Origin of the sequence: Brevundimonas sp. SORGH_AS_0993 (assembly GCF_030818545.1) — a bacterium.
Lineage (GTDB): Bacteria > Pseudomonadota > Alphaproteobacteria > Caulobacterales > Caulobacteraceae > Brevundimonas.
Window position 1 is genome coordinate 973970 of record NZ_JAUTAH010000001.1, and the last position, 19257, is coordinate 993226.

Annotated in this window: 17 protein-coding genes; 12 read left to right on the forward strand and 5 right to left on the reverse strand. The window is 67.5% G+C overall.

Going from position 1 to position 19257, the window contains the following annotated elements; all coding sequences use genetic code 11:
* The first annotated feature begins 47 nt into the window (after window positions 1-47).
* Window positions 48-962, forward strand: coding sequence for a pentapeptide repeat-containing protein (locus tag QE389_RS04825; protein WP_307364980.1), 915 nt, complete (start codon window positions 48-50; stop codon window positions 960-962).
* A gap of 59 nt (window positions 963-1021) precedes the next feature.
* Here QE389_RS04825 and aspS read toward each other — a convergent pair whose 3' ends face one another.
* Window positions 1022-2854: an aspartate--tRNA ligase gene (gene aspS / locus QE389_RS04830; protein ID WP_307364983.1), complete on the reverse strand. Its 1833-nt coding sequence runs from the start codon at window positions 2852-2854 to the stop codon at window positions 1022-1024.
* A gap of 149 nt (window positions 2855-3003) precedes the next feature.
* On the opposite strand from aspS, the gene QE389_RS04835 reads away from it, so the two are divergent.
* From QE389_RS04835 to QE389_RS04850, 4 genes are all read left to right on the forward strand, one after another.
* Window positions 3004-3291, forward strand: coding sequence for a YciI family protein (locus tag QE389_RS04835; protein ID WP_307364985.1), 288 nt, complete (start codon window positions 3004-3006; stop codon window positions 3289-3291).
* A gap of 87 nt (window positions 3292-3378) precedes the next feature.
* Window positions 3379-4047 (forward strand): chromosomal replication initiator DnaA, encoded by a 669-nt coding sequence (locus tag QE389_RS04840; RefSeq protein WP_307364986.1) that lies wholly within the window; start codon window positions 3379-3381, stop codon window positions 4045-4047.
* Between the two features lie 68 nt (window positions 4048-4115).
* Window positions 4116-6332: an RNA degradosome polyphosphate kinase gene (locus tag QE389_RS04845; protein ID WP_307364988.1), complete on the forward strand. Its 2217-nt coding sequence runs from the start codon at window positions 4116-4118 to the stop codon at window positions 6330-6332.
* Window positions 6332-7834, forward strand: a complete 1503-nt coding sequence (locus tag QE389_RS04850; protein ID WP_307364990.1) for a Ppx/GppA phosphatase family protein — start codon at window positions 6332-6334, stop codon at window positions 7832-7834. The genes QE389_RS04845 and QE389_RS04850 overlap by 1 nt, the downstream gene beginning before the upstream one ends.
* A gap of 41 nt (window positions 7835-7875) precedes the next feature.
* Here QE389_RS04850 and rnd read toward each other — a convergent pair whose 3' ends face one another.
* Window positions 7876-9027, reverse strand: a complete 1152-nt coding sequence (rnd, locus tag QE389_RS04855; protein ID WP_307364992.1) for a ribonuclease D — start codon at window positions 9025-9027, stop codon at window positions 7876-7878.
* A 79-nt stretch (window positions 9028-9106) separates the two neighbouring features.
* On the opposite strand from rnd, the gene purM reads away from it, so the two are divergent.
* On the forward strand, window positions 9107-10144 hold the full coding sequence (purM, locus tag QE389_RS04860; RefSeq protein ID WP_307364994.1) for a phosphoribosylformylglycinamidine cyclo-ligase: 1038 nt from the start codon (window positions 9107-9109) through the stop codon (window positions 10142-10144).
* A gap of 22 nt (window positions 10145-10166) precedes the next feature.
* On the opposite strand, the gene QE389_RS04865 is transcribed toward purM, so the two are convergent.
* On the reverse strand, window positions 10167-11777 hold the full coding sequence (locus tag QE389_RS04865) for a S10 family peptidase (RefSeq protein WP_307364997.1): 1611 nt from the start codon (window positions 11775-11777) through the stop codon (window positions 10167-10169).
* Between the two features lie 140 nt (window positions 11778-11917).
* Between QE389_RS04865 and purN the strand changes: the two genes are divergently transcribed.
* Both purN and QE389_RS04875 read left to right on the forward strand, forming a co-directional pair.
* Window positions 11918-12544 (forward strand): phosphoribosylglycinamide formyltransferase, encoded by a 627-nt coding sequence (purN, locus tag QE389_RS04870; RefSeq protein WP_307364999.1) that lies wholly within the window; start codon window positions 11918-11920, stop codon window positions 12542-12544.
* A gap of 88 nt (window positions 12545-12632) precedes the next feature.
* A complete protein-coding gene (locus QE389_RS04875) occupies window positions 12633-14684 on the forward strand; it encodes a M13 family metallopeptidase (RefSeq protein WP_307365001.1) in 2052 nt (683 codons plus the stop codon).
* A gap of 77 nt (window positions 14685-14761) precedes the next feature.
* Here QE389_RS04875 and QE389_RS04880 read toward each other — a convergent pair whose 3' ends face one another.
* Together QE389_RS04880 and ndk are read right to left on the reverse strand one after the other, a co-directional pair.
* On the reverse strand, window positions 14762-14962 hold the full coding sequence (locus tag QE389_RS04880) for a glycine zipper 2TM domain-containing protein (RefSeq protein ID WP_307365003.1): 201 nt from the start codon (window positions 14960-14962) through the stop codon (window positions 14762-14764).
* A gap of 150 nt (window positions 14963-15112) precedes the next feature.
* Entirely contained in the window at window positions 15113-15532 is a 420-nt protein-coding gene (gene ndk / locus QE389_RS04885; RefSeq protein ID WP_307365005.1) for a nucleoside-diphosphate kinase, read from the reverse strand.
* Between the two features lie 146 nt (window positions 15533-15678).
* On the opposite strand from ndk, the gene QE389_RS04890 reads away from it, so the two are divergent.
* The 4 genes from QE389_RS04890 to QE389_RS04905 all read left to right on the forward strand — a co-directional run bounded on the left by QE389_RS04890 (window position 15679) and on the right by QE389_RS04905 (window position 19224).
* On the forward strand, window positions 15679-17589 hold the full coding sequence (locus QE389_RS04890; RefSeq protein ID WP_307365006.1) for an ABC-F family ATP-binding cassette domain-containing protein: 1911 nt from the start codon (window positions 15679-15681) through the stop codon (window positions 17587-17589).
* Complete coding sequence (locus QE389_RS04895) at window positions 17586-17828, forward strand: DUF2164 domain-containing protein (protein WP_307365008.1); 243 nt, start codon at window positions 17586-17588, stop codon at window positions 17826-17828. Before QE389_RS04890 ends, QE389_RS04895 begins: the two co-directional genes overlap by 4 nt.
* 246 nt (window positions 17829-18074) lie before the next feature.
* Window positions 18075-18299 (forward strand): hypothetical protein, encoded by a 225-nt coding sequence (locus QE389_RS04900; RefSeq protein ID WP_307365010.1) that lies wholly within the window; start codon window positions 18075-18077, stop codon window positions 18297-18299.
* Window positions 18300-18423: 124 nt separating this feature from the next.
* Window positions 18424-19224 (forward strand): DUF4198 domain-containing protein, encoded by an 801-nt coding sequence (locus QE389_RS04905; RefSeq protein ID WP_307365012.1) that lies wholly within the window; start codon window positions 18424-18426, stop codon window positions 19222-19224.
* Window positions 19225-19257 lie beyond the last annotated feature (33 nt).

The following is a 19257-nucleotide window of genomic DNA, read 5'->3' on the forward strand; positions in this document are numbered from 1 at the left end:
CCTCGATTTAAGTAGGTCTGACGGGGCTTTCGAGGCATTCAGATCGCGTGAAACAGATCGCTGCACATATCCGCCGTCGCTCCTCCACCCTGATGGCGCTGGGTGTGGGGCTGGGCCTGGGGTTGGGCCTGACGCTCGGCGCCGCACCCGCCTTCGCGGGCGTGGAGCTGAGTCTCCAGGATCGTGATGTCGCCCGTTCGGTCTCGCTGGGCGGCTCTTGCAACCGTTGCGAGCTGTCCGGACGCAATCTGTCCGGCGCAACCTTCACCGGCGCCAGCTTCGCCAACGCCACCCTGGTCGGCGCCAATCTGCGCGGCGCCGAGATGGTCGGCTCCAACTTCACCGGCAGCGACTTTTCCCGCGCGAACCTGACGGGCGTTCAAATCGTCGGCGCCAACTTCTCCTCGACCAATTTCACCGGCGCGTCGATGAGCGGCGTGGAAGCCCAGGGCGCCGCCTTCATCCGCAGCAATCTGAACGGCGCGGACCTGTCGGGCGGCGAACTGCACGGCGCCAACTTCAACGGCGCGGTTCTGACCCGCACCAACCTTTCGGGCGGCGAGCTTTTCGGGGCGACCCTGGCCAATGTCCGCGCGGCGGGGGCCAACTTCTCCGGTTCTGAGCTGAACGCCGCCAACCTGTCGAACGGCGACTTCACCGGCGCCATCTTCGTCGGCGCCAGCTTGGACGGCGCGCGGCTCAGCGGCGGCACCTTCGCCCGCGCGGACTTCAGCGACGCCTCTTTGCGCCGCGCAGACATTCGCGGCGCGGACCTATCGGGCGCCCGCAACCTGACCCAGGACCAGATCCAGGAGGCCTGCGGCGACGGCTCGACTCGCCTGCCGGGTCGCCTGACGGCCCAGGCCTGCCGCAGCACCCGCATTATACGGGTGTCGCCCACGCCGCCGGTTCCGCCCGTGCCGCCGAACGTGCGGAACTTCGTCGGCACCTCGCACTACTGACACGAAAAAGGGGACGCCCAGGCGTCCCCTTCGACGTTTCCAGGTGCGGCGGCCCCCGATCAGACCTTGATCGGCGGGGCGGTTCGGATGTGCAGCTCCTTCAGCTGCCTGTCCTGCACCGGCGACGGCGCGCTCATCAGCAGGTCTTCGCCCTGCTGGTTCAGCGGGAAGGCGATCACCTCGCGGATGGCGGTCTGGCCGGCCAGCAGCATGACGATCCGGTCGATGCCGGGCGCCAAACCGCCGTGCGGCGGGGCGCCGAAGCGGAAGGCGTTCAGCATGCCGCCGAACTGCTCCTCGACCACCGAGGCGTCGTAGCCGGCGATATCGAAGGCCTTCAGCATGATCTCTGCCTTGTGGTTCCGGATCGCGCCCGAGCACAGCTCATAGCCGTTGCAGACGATGTCGTACTGATAGGCGCGGATGGTCAGCGGGTCCTGGGTCTCCAGCGCCTCCAGCCCGCCCTGCGGCATCGAGAAGGGGTTGTGGCTGAAGTCGATCTTCTTCTCCTCCTCCGACCATTCGAACATGGGGAAGTCGACGATCCAGCAGAACTTGAACTGGTCCTCGTCCACCAGCTTCAGTTCCGTGCCGACGCGGGTGCGGGCCAGGCCGGCGAACTTGGCGAAACCGGCGGGGTCGCCGGCGACGAAGAAGGCGGCGTCGCCCTGGCCCAGGCCCAGCGACGACATCAGGGCCTCGGTCGGCTCCTGACCCAGGTTCTTGGCGATGGGGCCGCCCCAGGCGCCCTGATCCTCGGACCAGAAGATATAGCCCAGGCCCGGCTGGCCCTCGCCCTGCGCCCAGCTGTTCATGCGGTCGCAGAAGGCGCGGCTGCCCCCGGTCGGGGCCGGGATGGCCCAGACGGCGTTCTTGTCGTCGGCGCCCAGAATCTTGGCGAACAGGCCGAACCCGCCGTCGCGGAAGTGGTCCGACACCACCTGCATCTTGATCGGGTTGCGCAGGTCCGGCTTGTCCGATCCGTACCAGGCCATCGACTGGGCGTAGGTCAGGCGCTCGAAGCCCTTGTGTTCGAACGTCTCGCCGAAGTCGTTGGTGAAGGTGTGGACGCCGTCGATGGCCGAGACGGGCTTGCCCTCGCCGAACTCCTCGAACACCCCGTGCATGACGGGCTCGATAGCGGCGAAGACGTCCTCCTGGGTGACGAAGCTCATCTCGACGTCCAGCTGGTAGAATTCCAGCGAACGGTCGGCGCGCAGGTCTTCGTCCCGGAAGCAGGGCGCGATCTGGAAGTAGCGGTCGAAGCCCGAGACCATCAGCAGCTGCTTGAACTGCTGCGGGGCCTGCGGCAGCGCATAGAATTTCTCGGGATGCAGGCGGCTGGGCACCAGGAAGTCGCGCGCGCCCTCGGGCGAGGACGCCGTCAGGATCGGCGTCTGATATTCCAGAAAGCCCTGCTGAACCATGCGATTGCGGATCGACTGGATCACCCGCGACCGCAGCACGATGTTCTTGTGCAGGGTCTCGCGGCGCAGATCCAGGAAACGGTTCTTCAGGCGGATTTCCTCGGGGTATTCGGGTTCGCCGAAGACCGGCAGCGGCAGTTCGGCGGCTTCCGACAGGACTTCGACGCCCTGGACCCGCACCTCGATCTCGCCGGTCGGCAGGTTGGGGTTCACCACCGAGGCGTCGCGCGACACGACCTCGCCGTCCACCTTGATAACGCTTTCGGCGCGCAGGCGTTCGACGGCGGCGAAGCCGGGCGTCTCGGGGTGCAGCACCAACTGCGTCAGGCCGTAGTGGTCGCGCAGGTCGATGAACAGCAGGCCGCCGTGGTCGCGCTTGCGGTGGACCCAGCCCGACAGCCGGACGTTCGCGCCCGCGTCCGTCGAACGGAGGGCGCCGCAGGTATGGGTGCGATAGGCGTGCATGAGAATCGTCTGGACTGAGCCGCGCGCGCGGCGAAAATCGGAAGCGGCGTAGGGCGCATCATCCCCCCCGAAAGTCAAGGTTTACGCCGTTGCAAAGCCTGCTTAAGCGCGCGATAGCCAAGGGCTGCTTCGCTGAAAAGGCCGTCCCCATGTTCGTCGTCACCATCACCTACACCCAGCCGATCGAAGCCATCGAGGCCCGAACGGTCGAGCATCGGGCCTGGGTGGATCAGCAGGTCGCCGACGGCCTGATCATCGCGGCAGGGCCGATGGTGCCGCGCACCGGCGGCATCCTGATCGTGCGCAGCGGCGTGACCAAGGACGAACTGGAGACGCTGCTGAAGGCTGATCCGTTCCAGGTTCACGGCCTGGCCGACTATGCCGTGACCGAGTTCAACGCGGGCAAGCGCAACGCCGCCTTGGAACCCTTCGTCTGAATTTCATCCACAGGCCGCGCCGACGCTCCCCGGAACCAACAGCGCGGGACGGACGCGGTTAACGCCCCCGTCTGCTAGACACGCCCCATGTCCGCGCCCGACGTCAGGATCAGGGAGCAGCTCCGTCTGCCGTTGGAACGTCCCGTCGCGGACGCCGCCTTCGTTGTGTCCGACAGCAACGCCGAGGCCGTGCGGACCCTGGCCGCCTGGCCCGACGGGGCGGGGGCCGTCATGGCCCTCCACGGCCCGGCCGGCACGGGCAAGAGCCGTCTGGCCGCCCTCTGGGCCGAACGGGTCGGCGCCCTGCCCCTTCACGGCGGCGAGGCCGCCCTGATCGATCCGCTGGAGCTGGAGGGTCGGCTTGTCCTCCTGGACTGCGCCGACGAGGCGGACGACGAGACCCTGTTTCACCTGATCAATCTGGCCCATGCGGCGGGCGGCGCCTTGTTGCTGGTCGCCCGTGCGGCGCCGCGCGACTGGATCGTGGGCCTGCCCGACCTCCGGTCTCGCCTGAACGCGGTGCGCGCCGTGACTCTGGCGGCGCCGGACGATGCGGTTCTTTCGGCCATCCTGCGCGCGCGTTTCGCCGAGCGCAGCATCACCCCTTCGGACGACCTGATAGACTATCTGGTGCGCCGTCTGGACCGTTCGGCCGAGGCCGCCGCCCGCCTCGTCGCACGACTGGACGCCCTGCACCGCCCCGTCACCCGCGCCCTGGCCCGCGAAGTCCTGGAGAAGCTGGACGAGGCCGAATAGAGATCGACGACGCCACATTTTGTCGCTCCGCGCTTGCGGCCGTCACAGACGCGCGCGAGAACCGTCGCATGACCGACGCCGCGATCCACGACGCCACCCGAGGTGAAGAAGTTCCCGCCTCGCGCGCCCCCCAACTGGCGCTGAACGAGGAGTTGATCGCCTCTCCCGCGCGCTTCTTCAACCGCGAGACATCGTGGCTGGCCTTCAACGAGCGCGTGCTGGAGGAGGCGGCCAATTCCAACCATCCGCTGCTGGAGCGGCTGCGCTTCCTGTCGATCTCGGCCAATAATCTGGACGAGTTCTTCATGACCCGCGTTGCGGGCCTGAAGGGGCAGCAGCGCGAACGGGTGCGCGTCCTCTCGGCCGACGGCCTGACGCCCGCCGAGCAGCTGGAGCGGATCAACGTCGCCGCCGGCGAATTGATGGCCGAACAGCAGCTGCGCTGGCGGCAGCTTCAGAAGGAACTGTCCACCGCCGGCATAGAGGTCGTGGATCGGCCCAAGATCACCAAGACCGAACGCGATCGGCTGGAGCCCGAGTTCCTGAACCAGCTGTTCGCCGTCCTGACGCCCCTGGCCATCGACCCGGCCCACCCCTTCCCCTTCCTGCCGAACCTGGGCTTCTCCTTGGCGCTGAAGCTGAAGCGGAAGGGCGAGGCCAAGACCTTCTACGCCCTTGTGCCCGTCCCGACCCAGGTGCGCCGCTTCTGGGAACTGCCGACCGACGGTCGCTCCACGCCGGGCCGCAAGCGGTTCATCACGCTGGAAAACGTGCTGCTGCTGTTCATCGACCACCTCTTCCCCGGCTGCGAGGTGCTGGAAAAGGGCGTGCTGCGCCTGATCCGCGATTCCGACATCGAGATCGAGGAAGAGGCCGAGGACCTGGTGCTGGAGTTCGAGGAGGCGCTGAAGCAGCGTCGCCTGGGCTCGGTCGTGCGGGTCAAGATCGAAGCCTCCATGCCCGCCGATCTGCGCGACTTCATCGTGGGCGAGCTTGAGGCCGCGCCTCAGGACGTGGTGCTCGTCGACGGGATGTTGGGCCTCGCCCAGCTGTCGGAACTGATCCCCGGCGGTCATCCGGACCTGAAGTTCCGCGCCTACGAGCCCCGCTACCCCGAGCGGGTGCGCGACTTCGGCGGCGACATCTTCGCGGCCGTGCGCGAAAAGGACATGCTGATCCACCACCCGTTCGAGAGTTTCGACGTGGTGGTGCAGTTCCTGCGGCAGGCGGCGCGCGATCCGAACGTCATCGCCATCAAACAGACGCTGTATCGCACCTCCAAGGACAGCCCCATCGTCGCCGCCCTGATCGAGGCGGCCGAGAACGGCAAGAACGTCACCGCCCTGGTCGAGCTGAAGGCCCGCTTCGACGAGGAGGCCAACCTGCGCTGGGCCCGCGCCATGGAGCGGGCGGGCGTCCATGTCGTCTTCGGCTTCGTGGAGTACAAGACCCACGCCAAGCTCAGCGTCGTCGTCCGGCGCGAGGGCGAGGGCCTGCGGACCTACTGCCACTTCGGCACCGGCAACTATCACCCGGTCACGGCCAAGATTTACACCGACCTGTCGCTGTTCAGCTGCGACCCCATGCTGGGCCGCGACGCCAGCCGGGTGTTCAACTACATCACCGGCTATGCGACGCCCGATACGCTGGAGGCCCTGGTCGTCTCGCCCCTGAACATGAAGTCGACCCTGATCGAACTGATCGGCAAGGAGATGTCGGCCGCCGCCATGGGCAAGCCGGCCGCCATCTGGGTCAAGCTGAACGCCCTGGTCGATCCCGAGATCATCGACGCCCTCTATCGCGCCAGCCAGTGGGGGGTGCGGATCGACCTGGTCGTGCGCGGCATCTGCTGTCTGCGCCCCGGCGTCGTCGGCCTGTCGGAGAATATCCGCGTCAAGTCGATCGTCGGCCGCTTCCTGGAACACAGTCGGATTGTCTGTTTCGCCAACGGCAAGGACCTGCCCCACGACAAGGCCAAGGTCTTCATTTCCTCGGCCGACTGGATGACCCGCAACCTGGACCGGCGGGTGGAGGTCATGACGCCCATCCGCAACGCCACCGTACACGACCAGGTGCTGGACCAGATCATGGTCGCCAATCTGAAGGACGACGCCCAAAGCTGGGTGCTGGATTCCGAAGGGCGCTACACCCGCGTCACCCCGGCCGACCCCGAACGGCCTTTCTCGGCGCACAAATACTTCATGACCAACCCCAGCCTCTCGGGACGTGGCCGCAAGGTGAAAACCCTGCCCGCCGTGTTGCGCTACGAGCGCCCCGGTCGCTGATGCCCGATCCGACGCTTACCGGCCGCGACGTCGCGGCCATCGACATCGGCTCCAACTCGGTCCGCCTGGTCCTCTATCGGCTGGAAGGCCGCGCCGTCTGGACCGTGTTCAACGAGAAGGTGCTGGCGGGCCTGGGCCGCGATCTGCCGACCACCGGCCGCCTGTCGGTCGAGGGGGTGAGCATGGCGATGACGGCCCTGCGCCGTTTCGCCGCCGTGCTGGAAGGCGTGCGACCCGACGCGACCCTGATCGCCGCCACCGCCGCCGTGCGCGAGGCCCAGGACGGCCCCGAGTTCTGCCAGCGCGTCGCCGCCGAGACCGGGCTGAACATTCGCGTCCTGTCGGGCGAGGAAGAGGCCAAATTCGCCGCCATGGGCGTCCTGGCCGGCGCGCCCCTGGCGCACGGCGTCTCGGCCGACATGGGGGGCTCCAGCCTGGAGCTGACCCAGTTAAAGGGCCTGAAGACGCTGAAAGGCGGCCCAGGACAGGGCCTGACCCTGCCGCTCGGGCCTTTCGCCCTGGCCGACGGCGGCGGTTTCGACGCCGACAGAGTCAGAAGCTGCATCGACCAGAAGCTGAAGCCGATCGCCTCGCGGTTCCGGACTGATCGGCTTTACGCCGTCGGCGGCGCCTGGCGCACCCTGGCCCAGGTTCACATGGCGTTGAAATCCTATCCGCTGAAGGTGGTGCATCAGTATCAGATTTCCGCGGACGAGGCGCTGGAGACCGCGCGGCTGGTGTCCCGGCAATCCGCCGGCAGCCTGGCGAAACTGCCCGGCGTCTCCAAGACCCGCGCCGAGACCCTGCCCTACGCCGGCCTGGTGCTGGAGGGGCTGATCAGACATCTGGGTCTCAAACAGATCGAAATGTCCGCCTGGGGAGTCCGCGAAGGTCTGCTATTCGAAACCCTGGATCCGGCGACCCGCACGGCGGACCCTCTGTTGGCGGGGTGCGCGGCCCTGGGCGGGCGTCAGGGCGTGGCGCCGGCCCTGCCGGGCGCCCTGAAAGGCTGGATTGGCGATATCGTCGCGGCCCTGCCCTCCGTCTTCGGCGCCAAGCGGGACGACGTGCTGACGGACGCCGCCTGTCGCCTGGCGGACCTGGGGGCGCGACTGCACCCTGACCATCGTCTGGAACTGGTCTTCGACCAGGTTCTCCGAGCGCCGGTGGCGGGAATCAGCCACGCCGAACGCGCCTTCCTGGCCAGCGCCCTGAACGCCCGCTATGGCGGCGGCCCCGCCACGCCCCAGCCCGAGGTCATCGACCGGCTGCTGCACGACGACGCCGCAAGGCGCGCCCGCGCCCTGGGCCTGGCCATCCGCCTGGCCTGCGACCTGTCGGGCCGCTCGCCGCAACTGCTGGCCAATGCGACGGCCAAGGTGAAGGGCGGCGACCTGCGCCTGACCGCCGCCAAAGGCTACGCCGACGTGCTTCTGGGCGAACAGACCCGCAAACGCGCCAAGGCCCTGGCCGAGGCGATGGAGTTGGGCCTGAACATCTAAGTTCGACCAAAGGATCGCTCCCTCGCCGCGCGCTTGGAGGCTTACCCCTCGATCTCGACCACCTCGACGCGGGGGCCGTTCAGAACCAGGGCGATCTCCCCGCGCTTCAGCTTCAGCGCATCCTCTCCGAACAACTGTCGACGCCAGCCCTTCATGGCCTCCACGTCCGCCGCGTCATTGACGGCGATCTTCTCCAGATCGGCCGAGGTGGCGATCAGTTTGGAGGCCACGCCCGCATTGTCGCTCTTGGCCTTCAGCAGCACCTTCAGCAGTTCGACCACCGAGGGCGGGGCCGGCTGGCGGTGGGCGGGGCGTTCCATCTCGGGGGCATGGGCCTCGGGGTCGGCCAGAACCCGCTTCAGCTCGTCCGCCAGCTCCAGCCCCAGGCGCGAACCGCCGAAACCCTTGGGCACCGAGCGAAGGCGGTTGAAGGCGTCCGGGTCGGTCGGGGTCTGCTGGGCGATCTCGTCCACGCCCTCGTCCTTCAGGATACGGCCGCGGGGCTGGTCCCGCTCCTGGGCCGCCCGCTCGCGCCAGACGGCGACGGCCTTGAAGGCGGCCAGGTACTTGGCCGAGAACTTCTTGGGCTTCAGCCGCCTCCAGGCGTTTTCGGGATTGGTGTCGTACAAGGCCGGATCGGTCAGGCTCTCCATTTCCGACATCACCCAGTCCAGCCGCCCTTCCTTCTGCAGCCGGTCGCGCAGCTTGGGATACAGCGCCGCCAGGTGGGTCACGTCGCCCAGGGCGTAGACCAACTGGTTCTCTGACAGCGGACGCCGCGCCCAGTCAGTGAACCGGCTGCCCTTGTCCACCTCGATCCGCAGCGTCTGCCGGACCAGCGAATCATAGGCCACCTGTTCGCCGAAACCGGCCGCCATAGCCGCGACCTGGGTGTCGAACAGGGGCTTGGGCATGGCGCCCAGCCGCACGAAAATCTCGACGTCCTGCCGGCAGGCGTGGAAGACCTTGACGATCTTTTCGTCGCGCAGCAGGTCCAGGAACGGCTCCAGGTCCAGCCCCTCGGCCATCGGGTCGATGATGGCGGCGTGTTCGGCCGTGGCGGCCTGGATCAGGCACAGCCGGGGCCAGTAGGTCGTTTCCCGCATGAACTCGGTGTCGACCGTGATGAAGGGGGCGGAGGATACGCGGGCGCAGAACTCGGCCAGCGCCTCATTGGTGGTGATCGGCGTCATTCCGGTGCTATAGCCCCTCGCAACCCATCTGTGGCAAGAGCCGCGCTGCATTTCCGCCCCGATTCCAGGCCCAATACTCATGAGCGACACCCAAAAGCCTCTCGAAAACGGCCTGACCTACGCCGATGCAGGCGTGGACATCGACGCAGGCGAGATGCTGGTCGAACATATCAAGCCCCTGGCCAAGTCCACGGCGCGACCGGGATCGGAGCCTTCGCTGGGCGGTTTCGGCGCCCTGTTCGACCTGAAGGCCGCCGGGTTCGAGGACCCGCTGATCGTCTCGACCACCGACGGCGTCGGCACCAAGCTGAAGATCGCCATCGAGACCGGCCGTCACGACGGCGTCGGCGTCGACCTGGTGGCCATGTGCGTCAACGATCTGCTGGCCCAGGGCGCCGAGCCGCTGCTGTTCCTCGACTATTACGCCACCGGACGGCTAGAGATCGACGCCGCCCGCCGCGTCGTCGCCGGCATCGCCGAAGGCTGCCGGCAGGCCGGGGCCGCCCTGGTCGGCGGCGAGACGGCCGAAATGCCGGGCATGTACACCGAGGGCGACTACGACCTGGCGGGCTTCAGCCTGGGCGCCGTCGAGCGCGGTCACGCCCTGCCCTATCTGGATCGTCAGGCGGCCGGCGACGTCATCATCGGCCTGGCCTCCACCGGCCCGCACTCGAACGGCTATTCGCTGGTCCGCAAGGTGGTCGAGAAGTCGGGCCTGGCCTGGGGCGACGACGCCCCCTTCGCCAAGGACCGCTCCCTGGCCCAGGCCCTGATGGAGCCGACCCGCATCTATGTGAAGCCGGTCCTGCCGATCATGAAGGCGGGCCTGGTCAAGGGCGCGGCCCACATCACCGGTGGCGGCCTGATCGAGAACCCGCCGCGCTGCATCGCCGAGGGGCTTCAGGCCAGGTTCGACTGGGACGCCTGGCCCATGCCCGCCGTCTTCCAGTGGCTGGCCGAGACGGGCGGGATCAGCGACCACGAGATGCGCCGCACGTTCAACTGCGGCGTCGGCTTCATCCTGATCGTCGCCCCCGAAAACGCCGAGCCGGTGCTGGCCGCCCTGCTCAACGCGGGCGAAGTGGCCTTCGTCTGCGGCCAACTGGAAGCGGCCTGAGCCGCCTCCAGCCCGTTCGGGCCTATCGGGCGCCGCCGTTCGCCGTCTCGGCGTAGAAGCGCGACAGGTCGGCGTGCAGTTTCACCAGGGCCGAATGGCTCAGGTACATCATGTGGCCGCCCTCATAGTAGGTGAACTCCAGGTTCGGCCTCAGCCTAGGCTCCAGCATCATCTGCGCCAGGTCGAACTCGGTGGAGAAGAAGGGCGTCGCGGCGTCGTAATAGCCGTTCAGCGACAGCACCTTCAGATACGGATTGCGTCGCATCGCCGTGGCCAGATCGACGGCGGTGTTCGGCGTCGTCTGCGCCCCGCCCACCGGCGGACGGTGGCTCCAGTTCCAGTTGAAGCCCGGCAGGCCACGCGCCGACATCCGGTATTCCACGTCGGTCTTGTAGTTCAGCGCATTGGCCACATAGTCGCGGAAGATGCCGAAATAGGCCCCTGTCACGGCCGAGCTGGAAGGGTCGTCCTCCGGCTCGCCGCCTGAAGCATCCTCGTCCAGGCCCAGATAGCGGGTGTCCAGCCGGCCGATGGTCTGGCGACGGTCACGGAGCAGCTCCTTGCGGAAGGCGCTCAAATCCACCCGCATGTTGGCGCTGTCGATGAAGGTGGTCGACAGGCCGGTCAGTTCGCTCATCTGGCGCACGATCTGGGCGCGCTCGACGTCCGAGATCATATGCCCCTTGGCCAGGGCCGAGGCGTAGGGCCCCAGCGCGAAGTCACGCGCCCGCTGGACCTGTTCCTCGACCGTCGGGGCCGGATTGGCCAGTTTGTGGTGATACCAGGCCGTCGCCGCATAGGTCGGCAACAGGGTGACGAAATTCTGAGGATACCCCGGCTGACGCACGCCATAGTTCATGATCGACGACAGCAGCACGACGCCGTTCAGCGACATCCCGCGATCTTCAAGCTGGAACGCCACCGCACCGGTGCGCAGCGTGCCGTAGGATTCGCCGATGATGTATTTGGGGCTGGACCAGCGATTGAACTTGGTCGTGTAGCGCATGATGGCGCGAGCGAAGGCGTCGGCGTCCTGGTCCACGCCCCAGAAGGCCGATCCCGGCGTCTCGCCCAGCGGACGAGAGAAACCCGCCCCCACCATGTCGATGAAGACCAGATCCGTCTGATCCAGCAGGGTTTGGTCGTTCGGACCGAAGGCGAAGGGCGCGGGCCGCACCACCGTCGGCTCGTCGGTCTGGACCCGCATCGGCCCGAACGATCCCATGTGCAGCCACACGGTCGTAGAGCCCGGCCCGCCGTTGTAGAGATAGGTCACAGGCCGTGTCCCGACCGGCTGACCGTCCAGCGTATAGGCGGTGTAGAACAGGCTGGCGGTCGGCATTCCCGCATCGTCGCGGATGGTCAAGGTCCCCGCCGTCGCATGATAGCGCAGGGTCTTGCCGTGGGCGTTGACCGAATGCGCGGTCGTGACCTCGGTTTCCTGCACCGGGGCGCGGGCCCAGTCCTTCTCGATCGCCTCGGCGTTGGCGTTGCGGAAACGGTCGCTCGCCGCGCGCATGGCGGCGCCCCCGCCGTTGGCGCTCGCGCTGTTGGAGCCGCTCTCCTGCGCCGTCGCCATGACGGGCGCGCCCAGCATCGCGGCCACGGCCGCAAGGCAGATCAGTCTCTTCACTCGATAGGTCCCCGATACGCACTGGCTACGACGCCCCTCGGGCCGTCGGCGTTACAAGCTAACGCCCGAATCCGACGGACAACAAGCACGGATCACGTTTGAATCTTGCCAAGCGCCCGATGGCCCGCCATGCGGGGCCCATGTCGTCCGAACCCGCCCCGCCCATCCGCGTCGCCGTCCTGATTTCCGGCGCCGGCTCCAACATGGCCGCCCTGATCGATGCGGCCCAGACGCCCGGCGGCGGCCCCGAAAGCGGCTCCGAAAACAGCTACGAGGTCGCCCTGGTCCTGTCGAACATGGAAGACGCCGGCGGTCTGGCCATCGCGGCGGCCAAAGGCGTCGAAACGGCGGTCGTGCCCCACAGGCCGTTCGGCAACGACCGGGAGGCGCATGAAAAGGCCGTCGACGCCGCCCTGCGCCGGGCGGGGGTCCATGTCGTGGCCCTGGCCGGCTATATGCGCGTCCTCACGCCCTGGCTGGTCGGCGGCTGGCGGGACCGGATGCTGAACATCCACCCCAGCCTTTTGCCCCTCTATCCCGGCCTGCACACCCACGCCCGCGCCATCGCTGCGGGCGACGCCCAGGCAGGCTGCACCGTCCACCTCGTGACCGAGGGCGTCGACGAAGGCCCCATCCTGGGCCAGGCCCGTGTGCCGATCGTGCCGGGCGACACGCCCGCCAGCCTGGCCGAACGGGTCAAGACGGCGGAACACGGGCTGTATCCGCGCGTGCTGGACGATTTCTGCAAAGGTCTGGCGCCGCGCTGACGCGCCCGAAAGATTACGAAATCGTCATGCGACAGAACGTCGCACTGGCGCGATGGTGCGGCCGATTTTTCACTCGGACCTATCCCCCATGAACCGTATCCGTCTGATGGCCGCCTGCTCGGCCTGCATCGTGGTCGCCTTCAGCGGCGGCGCCGCCCTGGCGCAGGAAGCGGCGCAGGCCCCGCACGCCATGCCCCACGTCGCCCCCTGGGGCTTCGACCTGGCCGGCCGCGACACCAGCGTTCGCCCCGGCGACGACTTCAACGCCTACGCCAACGGGACCTATCTGAAGACCACCGAGATTCCCGCCGACAAGACCAGCTTCGGCCCGTTCGACCTCCTGTACGAAAACTCCCAGGCCCAGCTGCGCCAGATCATCGAGGCCAGCGCCGCCAATCCGACCAACGCCAACGCCCAGAAGGTCGGCGCCCTCTACGCCAGCTTCATGAACGAGGCGAAGGTCGAACAGCTGGGTGCCGCGCCGCTCGTCGCCGATCTGGCCCAGGTCAAGGCCGTGACCGACCACGCGGGCATGGCCCGGCTGATGGGCGAAAGCCATGCGGGCTTCGGCGGCTCTCTGTTCGGCGTCAGCGTTTCTGAAGACCTGCGCGATCCGAAGATCAACACCGCCTATCTGAGCCAGGGTTCGCTGGGTCTGCCGGACCGCGATTACTATCTGAAGGCCGACTTCGCGCCTCAACGCGAGGCATACCTGGCCTATCTGACCCAGACCCTGACGGCCATCGGCTGGGCCGATCCGGCCAGGACGGCCGCCGACGTCCTGGCCTTCGAGACCATGGTGGCCGAAAAGCAATGGAGCCAGGTCGAACGCCGCCAGATCGACAAACTCTACAACCCCGCCAAGGCCGCCGACCTGCCGACCCTGGCCCCCGGCTTCGACTGGTCGGCCTTCCTGGCGGGCGCCCAGGTGTCCGACGTCGAAACCCTGGTCCTGGCCGAGAACACCGCCATTCCCGCCATCGCCCAGGTGTTCGCCGACACCCCGGTCGAGACCCTGAAGGCCTGGCAGGCGTTCAATGTGGTCGATCAGGCCAGCCCCTATCTGTCCAAGGCGTTCGTGGACGCCCGCTTCAACTTCCGTGGCAAGACCCTGCGTGGCCAGCCCGAGAACCGTCCGCGCTGGAACCGCGGCGTCGCCCTGGTCGACGGCCAGCTGGGCGAGGTGCTGGGTCAGGAATACGTCCGGCTGCACTTCCCCGCCTCGTCCAAGGCCCAGATGGAAACCCTGGTCGACAACATCCGCGCCGCCATGACCGAGCGTCTGAAGCATGTCGACTGGATGAGCGAGCCGACGCGCCGGCAGGCGCTCGACAAAATGTCCAAGTTCGGGGTGAAGATCGGCTATCCCGACAAGTGGCGCAGCTATGACGCGCTGGAGGTGAAGCCGGACGACCTGTACGGCAATGTCGAGCGCGCCTCGGCCTTCGAATGGGCTTGGCAGCGCGGCAAGATCGGCAAGCCGGTCGATCCTCTGGAATGGGGCATGACGCCCCAGACGGTGAACGCCTACTACAACCCGCCGCGCAACGAGATCGTCTTCCCGGCCGCCATCCTGCAGGCGCCCTTCTTCGATCCGAACGCCGATCCGGCCGTCAACTACGGCGGCATCGGCGCGGTCATCGGTCACGAAATCACCCACGGCTTCGACGACCAGGGCCGTAAGTCGGATGGCGACGGCGCGTTGCGCGACTGGTGGACGCCCGAGGACGCCGCCCGCTTCGAGGCGCGCGCCAAGGTGCTGGGCGCCATCTACGACAAGCTGGAGCCGATCCCCGGCGTCCATGTGAACGGCGACCTGACCATGGGCGAGAACATCGCCGATCTGGGCGGCCTGCTGCTGGCGCTGGACGCCTATCACCGCAGTCTGAACGGCCAGCCCGCGCCGGTGATCGACGGCCTCACCGGCGACCAGCGCGTCTTCCTGGGTTGGGCCCAGGTGTGGCGCGACAAGATGCGGCCCGAGGCCCTGCGCGAGCAGTTGACCACCGATCCGCACTCGCCCGGCCCGGTGCGCGCCTCGACCTCGCCGCGCAACATCGACGCCTGGTACGCCGCCTTCGGCGTCAATCCCGGCGATAAGGAGTTCATCGCCCCCGAGGCCCGCGCCCGCATCTGGTAAGGCGACGAACGCCACATGCAGAAAAGGCCCGGAGCGTTCGCTCCGGGCCTTTTTTCATCGGTGAGGAACCGGGCGCCTCAGCGAGGCTTGGTCGCCGCACCGGCCACCGCGCCGATGGCGGCGCCCGCCACCGTCGAGCCGGTGTTGCCGCCGACCGCCTGACCGACGACGGCGCCGCCGATGGCGCCCGTCGCGGCGCGTTGCTCCATCGTCGTTCCGCAGGCGGCCAGCAGAGCCAGCAGGCCGACGAGCGGGGTCGATTTCACAAGGGTCTTCATTGTGTCTCTCACGATCCGTTGAGGGAAGGTCTCGACGCCCTAACAAGAAAGCCCCGCGTCCGGTTCCGAACGCGGGGCTTTCCTTATCGTATCGCTCTGCTCGGGACACGGTCCCTCGCGGCTTGAGCGAGGGCGCTGCGCTCGGCGCGCTTAGCCGACGATCTGGTCTTCGGTGAAGAACTGGGCGATCTCGATCTTGGCGTTGTCCAGGCTGTCCGAGCCGTGGACCGAGTTTTCGCCGATCGACAGGGCGAACTGCTTGCGGATGGTGCCTTCGGCGGCCTGTTCCGGGTTGGTGGCGCCCATGACTTCGCGGTACTTGGTCACGGCGTTATCGCCTTCCAGCACCTGCACCACGACCGGCTCGGCGGTCATCTGCTCGACCAGTTCGCCGTAGAACGGGCGCTCGGCGTGGACTTCATAGAATTTCTTGGCCTGTTCCGTCGTCAGCTTCACGCGGCGCTGAGCCACGATGCGCAGGCCGACGCCTTCGATCACGGCGTTGATTGCGCCGGTCAGGTTGCGGCGCGTGGCGTCGGGCTTGATGATCGAGAAGGTGCGTTCGGTCATGGAGGGTGACTTCTTGTTTGGGAGTTTGAGGGTCGCGGGCTTATAGCGACGACCTCCCGAGTTTCCAACTGTCCCTTTTTTCATGTCTGACGGCCCTTCGCCCGGCGATAGGCGGCCATCGGACGATCTCAGATTTCGATCCGTTCATGCTCCAGATCAACAACCTGACCCTCAACGCCTGGGGCCGCCAGTTTCTGGACGACGCCTCGGTCAGCCTGCCGCCGGGCGCCAAGGTCGGCCTGGTCGGCCGCAACGGCATCGGCAAGTCCACCCTGTTCAAGGTCATCCTGGGTGAGCTGGCCGCCAATGGCGACGAGATCACCCTGCCCAAGACCGCCCGCATCGCCTCGGTCGATCAGGAACATCCGGCCACGCCCGTCAGCGTCCTGGACACCATCCTGGAGGCCGACCTGGAACGTCACGACCTGATGACGCGGCTGGAGACCGCCGATCCCGAGGAGATGGGCGAGATCTGGGGTCGACTGATCGAGATCGACGCCGAGAGCGCCCCGGCCCGCGCGTCCGAAATCCTGGTCGGCCTGGGCTTCAGCCAGGAGGATCTTCAGCGGCCGATGTCGCACTTCTCGGGCGGGTGGCGGATGCGGGTCGCCCTGGCCGCCGCCCTGTTCGCCGAGCCGGACATGCTGCTGCTGGACGAACCGACCAACTATCTGGACCTGGAAGGCGCCCTGTGGCTGGAGGCGCGGCTGAAGAAGTACCCGCACACGGCCCTGATCATCTCCCACGACCGCGACTTGTTGAACGCGGTCTGCACCCACATCCTTCAGCTCTCGAACCGCAAGCTGGAACTCTACACCGGCAACTACGACACCTTCGAGCGCACCCGCGCCGAAAAGCTGCGCCTGCTGGAGGCCACCAAGGCCAAGCAGGACGCCGAGCGCGCCCACCTTCAGAAGTTCGTCGACCGCTTCAAGGCCAAGGCGTCCAAGGCCGCCCAGGCCCAGTCGCGCGTCAAGAAGCTTGAGAAGATGGAGCGCATCGAGCTTCCGCCCGAAGAACGGGTCGCCCCCTTCGTCCTGCCCTCGCCCGACCGCCCCTTGCCGCCGCCCCTGATCCGGCTGGAGAAAGCCGCCGTGGGCTATGAGGACGGCAAGCCGATCTTGAAGAACCTGAACCTGCGCATGGACCTGGACGACCGGATCGGCCTGCTGGGCGTCAACGGCGCGGGCAAGTCCACCTTCGCCAAGCTGATCGCCAAGGCCCTGTCGGTCCAGTCGGGGGAGTTCCACCGCGACGGCAAGATGCGCGTGGGCTGGTTCCACCAGCACCAGATCGAGGCCATGGACCCCGAGGACACGCCGCTGCAGATCATCCTGCGCGCCATGCCCGAGGCTTCGGAAAGCAGCCGCCGCAGCCGCCTGGCCCAGTTCGGCCTGCCCTTCCAGAAACAGGACACCAAGGTCGCGGCCCTGTCGGGGGGCGAACGCGCCCGCCTGCTGCTGAACCTGGTGGCGATGGACGCGCCCCACATCCTGATCCTGGACGAACCGACCAACCACCTGGACATCGACAGCCGGCGCGCCCTGCTGGACGCGCTGAACGAATATACGGGCGCCGTCATCCTGATCACCCACGACCGCTCGCTGATGGAACTGGTCGCCGACCGCCTGTGGCTGGCCGCCGACGGCACGGTGAAACCGTTCGAAGGCGACATGGACGACTACGCCAAATTCGTCCTGGACCGCGCCAAACAGGCGGGCATGAAGCCGTCGCAGGTGAAGAACGATCCCGAGCCCGCCTCCACCGAACCCACGGACGGTCCTCCAGCGGCGAGCGCCCGCGGCGCGAGCGACAGGACCAACAAAAAAGGCCCCTCCCCCTCGACTCTGCGTCATGCGGTCAAGAAGGCCGAGGAGACCATGGCCCGCCTGACCGCCGACCTGGCCCGGCTGGACGACGAGTTGGCCAAGGCCGCCGTCAGCGATCCCAAGGCGCTGGAGGGCCTGACCCGCGCCCGCGCCAAGGCCCAGACCGATCTCGACGCCGCCGAACAGGCCTGGATCGCGGCGGAAGAAGCCCTGGCGGAGGTCGCATGAAGGCGATCCGATTCAGCCGTGAAGAGACCGCCGCCATCGCGGCCAGGCTGCGTCCCTATTTCCGCGACGAACTGGAGGTCGATCTGCGGGATCTACAGGCCGAGATGCTGGTCGATTTCCTGGCCCGCGAGATCGGCGTCTTTTTCTACAATCGCGCCCTCTACGACGCTCAGGCCGTGCTGAAGGCGAAGGCCGACGACCTGGCCGAGGCGATCGCCGGGTTGGAACGCGGCGCGTAACGCCCCCGGCTGTCGGGCCGGATCGGGGATGTTCACATAACGCGAATCCATGGAGGCTCCGCGCAACCTGGAGGAGCCCGTCCATGATCCGCGCCGCCCTGACCGCCTTCGCCCTATTGGCCGCCACGCCCGCCTTTGCGCAGGAGAGGGCGCCCCAGTATTATCGTCTGGACATCTCGGTCGTCCGCAAGGGCACGGATCTCGGCCCACACACAGATTATCGAAAACCATCCGGCCACCGCTTCTGTGACTCTCGGCGACGTCACCTACGAGTTCGAGGCCAATCTGTTCACGGTCCAGGGCGACGGCGACGACCAGATGATGGTCGAGGCCCATCTTGCGCGCGGCGAAAAAGAGATCGCGGCCCCACGCCTGACTTTCCTGCGCGGCCAGATGTCCGAAATCGCCATGGGCGAGGAGGCCGGGGACGTTCTGAAAATGACCATCATGCCGGTCTTCGCCGACGACTGAAGACACCTAAGCCTTAGCGGAGTTCTGGAACTCTGCGCGACCTGATGGAACAGGACCAGGCACGTCGACGACATTGCAAACGCCTCGCAATCTTATATTGTCACCCGACGCAAGAGGTCCCCGCATGAGCAGATCCACTCTCCACGCCAGTGTTCTGGCCAGCCTGCTCGCTATATGGAGCGCCGGTTCCGCCCAGGCCCACTCCCCTTATCTGCGGCCGAACGTCTTCGACGCCACGCGCCGCGACCATGTGACGGTCGAGGCGGCCTTCACCGAGGAGGTCTTCAACGCCGAGGTGGCGATGCGTTCCGACCACTTCCACGTCCTCGGCCCGACGGGCGATGCGCCGATCACGGCCGTCACCTATCTGCGCGACCTGGCGGTGTTCGAGGCGCCGACGCCGGTGGACGGCCTCTACCGCCTGTCGTCCGGCCCGCGCGAGGGCCGGGCGTCCAAGATGTATCGCGCGGCCGACGGCTGGAGGATGGTGGGCGAGGAGGACGGCCCGCCGCCGCCCGGCGCCGAACTGGTCGATGTGCAGAGCATCACCGTCGCCGAGGTCTATGTGACGCGGGGCGCGCCGGACGCGGCGGCCTTGCGGCCCCTGGGCCGGGGACTGGAGCTTCTTCCCCTGATTCAGCCCGGCGACATCGTGGCGGGCGAGGACGCGGCCTTCCGCCTGCTGTTCGACGGCCGGCCCGTCGCCGACGCCGTCGTCACCGTGTTTCGTGAAGCGGGCCAGTACGACGGCCGCACGATCGAGGCAGAGCTTCGCACCGACGCCTCGGGCGAGATCAGGCTGCGGGTCTCGGACCCCGGCGCCTATATGACCCAGGTGCGTCACCGCATCCCCTCGCCGCCCGGCGCGCCCACGCCCTATCGCAGCTACACCCACACCCTGACCTTCGCGGCCCACGCGGGGTAAGAAATCGGGCCGCATCGCTGCGGCCCGGCGTCC

What these genes read in the sequence shown, in the direction of transcription:
- QE389_RS04890 (WP_307365006.1), top strand. Translation starts at nt 15,679, where the DNA reads ATGCTCCAGATCAACAACCTGACCCTCAACGCCTGGGGCCGCCAGTTT.
- QE389_RS04840 (WP_307364986.1), top strand. Translation starts at nt 3,379, where the DNA reads ATGTCCGCGCCCGACGTCAGGATCAGGGAGCAGCTCCGTCTGCCGTTG.
- QE389_RS04880 (WP_307365003.1), bottom strand. Translation starts at nt 14,962, where the DNA reads ATGAAGACCCTTGTGAAATCGACCCCGCTCGTCGGCCTGCTGGCTCTG.
- aspS (WP_307364983.1), bottom strand. Translation starts at nt 2,854, where the DNA reads ATGCACGCCTATCGCACCCATACCTGCGGCGCCCTCCGTTCGACGGAC.
- QE389_RS04905 (WP_307365012.1), top strand. Translation starts at nt 18,424, where the DNA reads ATGAGCAGATCCACTCTCCACGCCAGTGTTCTGGCCAGCCTGCTCGCT.
- rnd (WP_307364992.1), bottom strand. Translation starts at nt 9,027, where the DNA reads ATGACGCCGATCACCACCAATGAGGCGCTGGCCGAGTTCTGCGCCCGC.
- QE389_RS04850 (WP_307364990.1), top strand. Translation starts at nt 6,332, where the DNA reads ATGCCCGATCCGACGCTTACCGGCCGCGACGTCGCGGCCATCGACATC.
- QE389_RS04845 (WP_307364988.1), top strand. Translation starts at nt 4,116, where the DNA reads ATGACCGACGCCGCGATCCACGACGCCACCCGAGGTGAAGAAGTTCCC.
- QE389_RS04895 (WP_307365008.1), top strand. Translation starts at nt 17,586, where the DNA reads ATGAAGGCGATCCGATTCAGCCGTGAAGAGACCGCCGCCATCGCGGCC.
- QE389_RS04875 (WP_307365001.1), top strand. Translation starts at nt 12,633, where the DNA reads ATGAACCGTATCCGTCTGATGGCCGCCTGCTCGGCCTGCATCGTGGTC.
- QE389_RS04835 (WP_307364985.1), top strand. Translation starts at nt 3,004, where the DNA reads ATGTTCGTCGTCACCATCACCTACACCCAGCCGATCGAAGCCATCGAG.
- purM (WP_307364994.1), top strand. Translation starts at nt 9,107, where the DNA reads ATGAGCGACACCCAAAAGCCTCTCGAAAACGGCCTGACCTACGCCGAT.
- purN (WP_307364999.1), top strand. Translation starts at nt 11,918, where the DNA reads ATGTCGTCCGAACCCGCCCCGCCCATCCGCGTCGCCGTCCTGATTTCC.
- ndk (WP_307365005.1), bottom strand. Translation starts at nt 15,532, where the DNA reads ATGACCGAACGCACCTTCTCGATCATCAAGCCCGACGCCACGCGCCGC.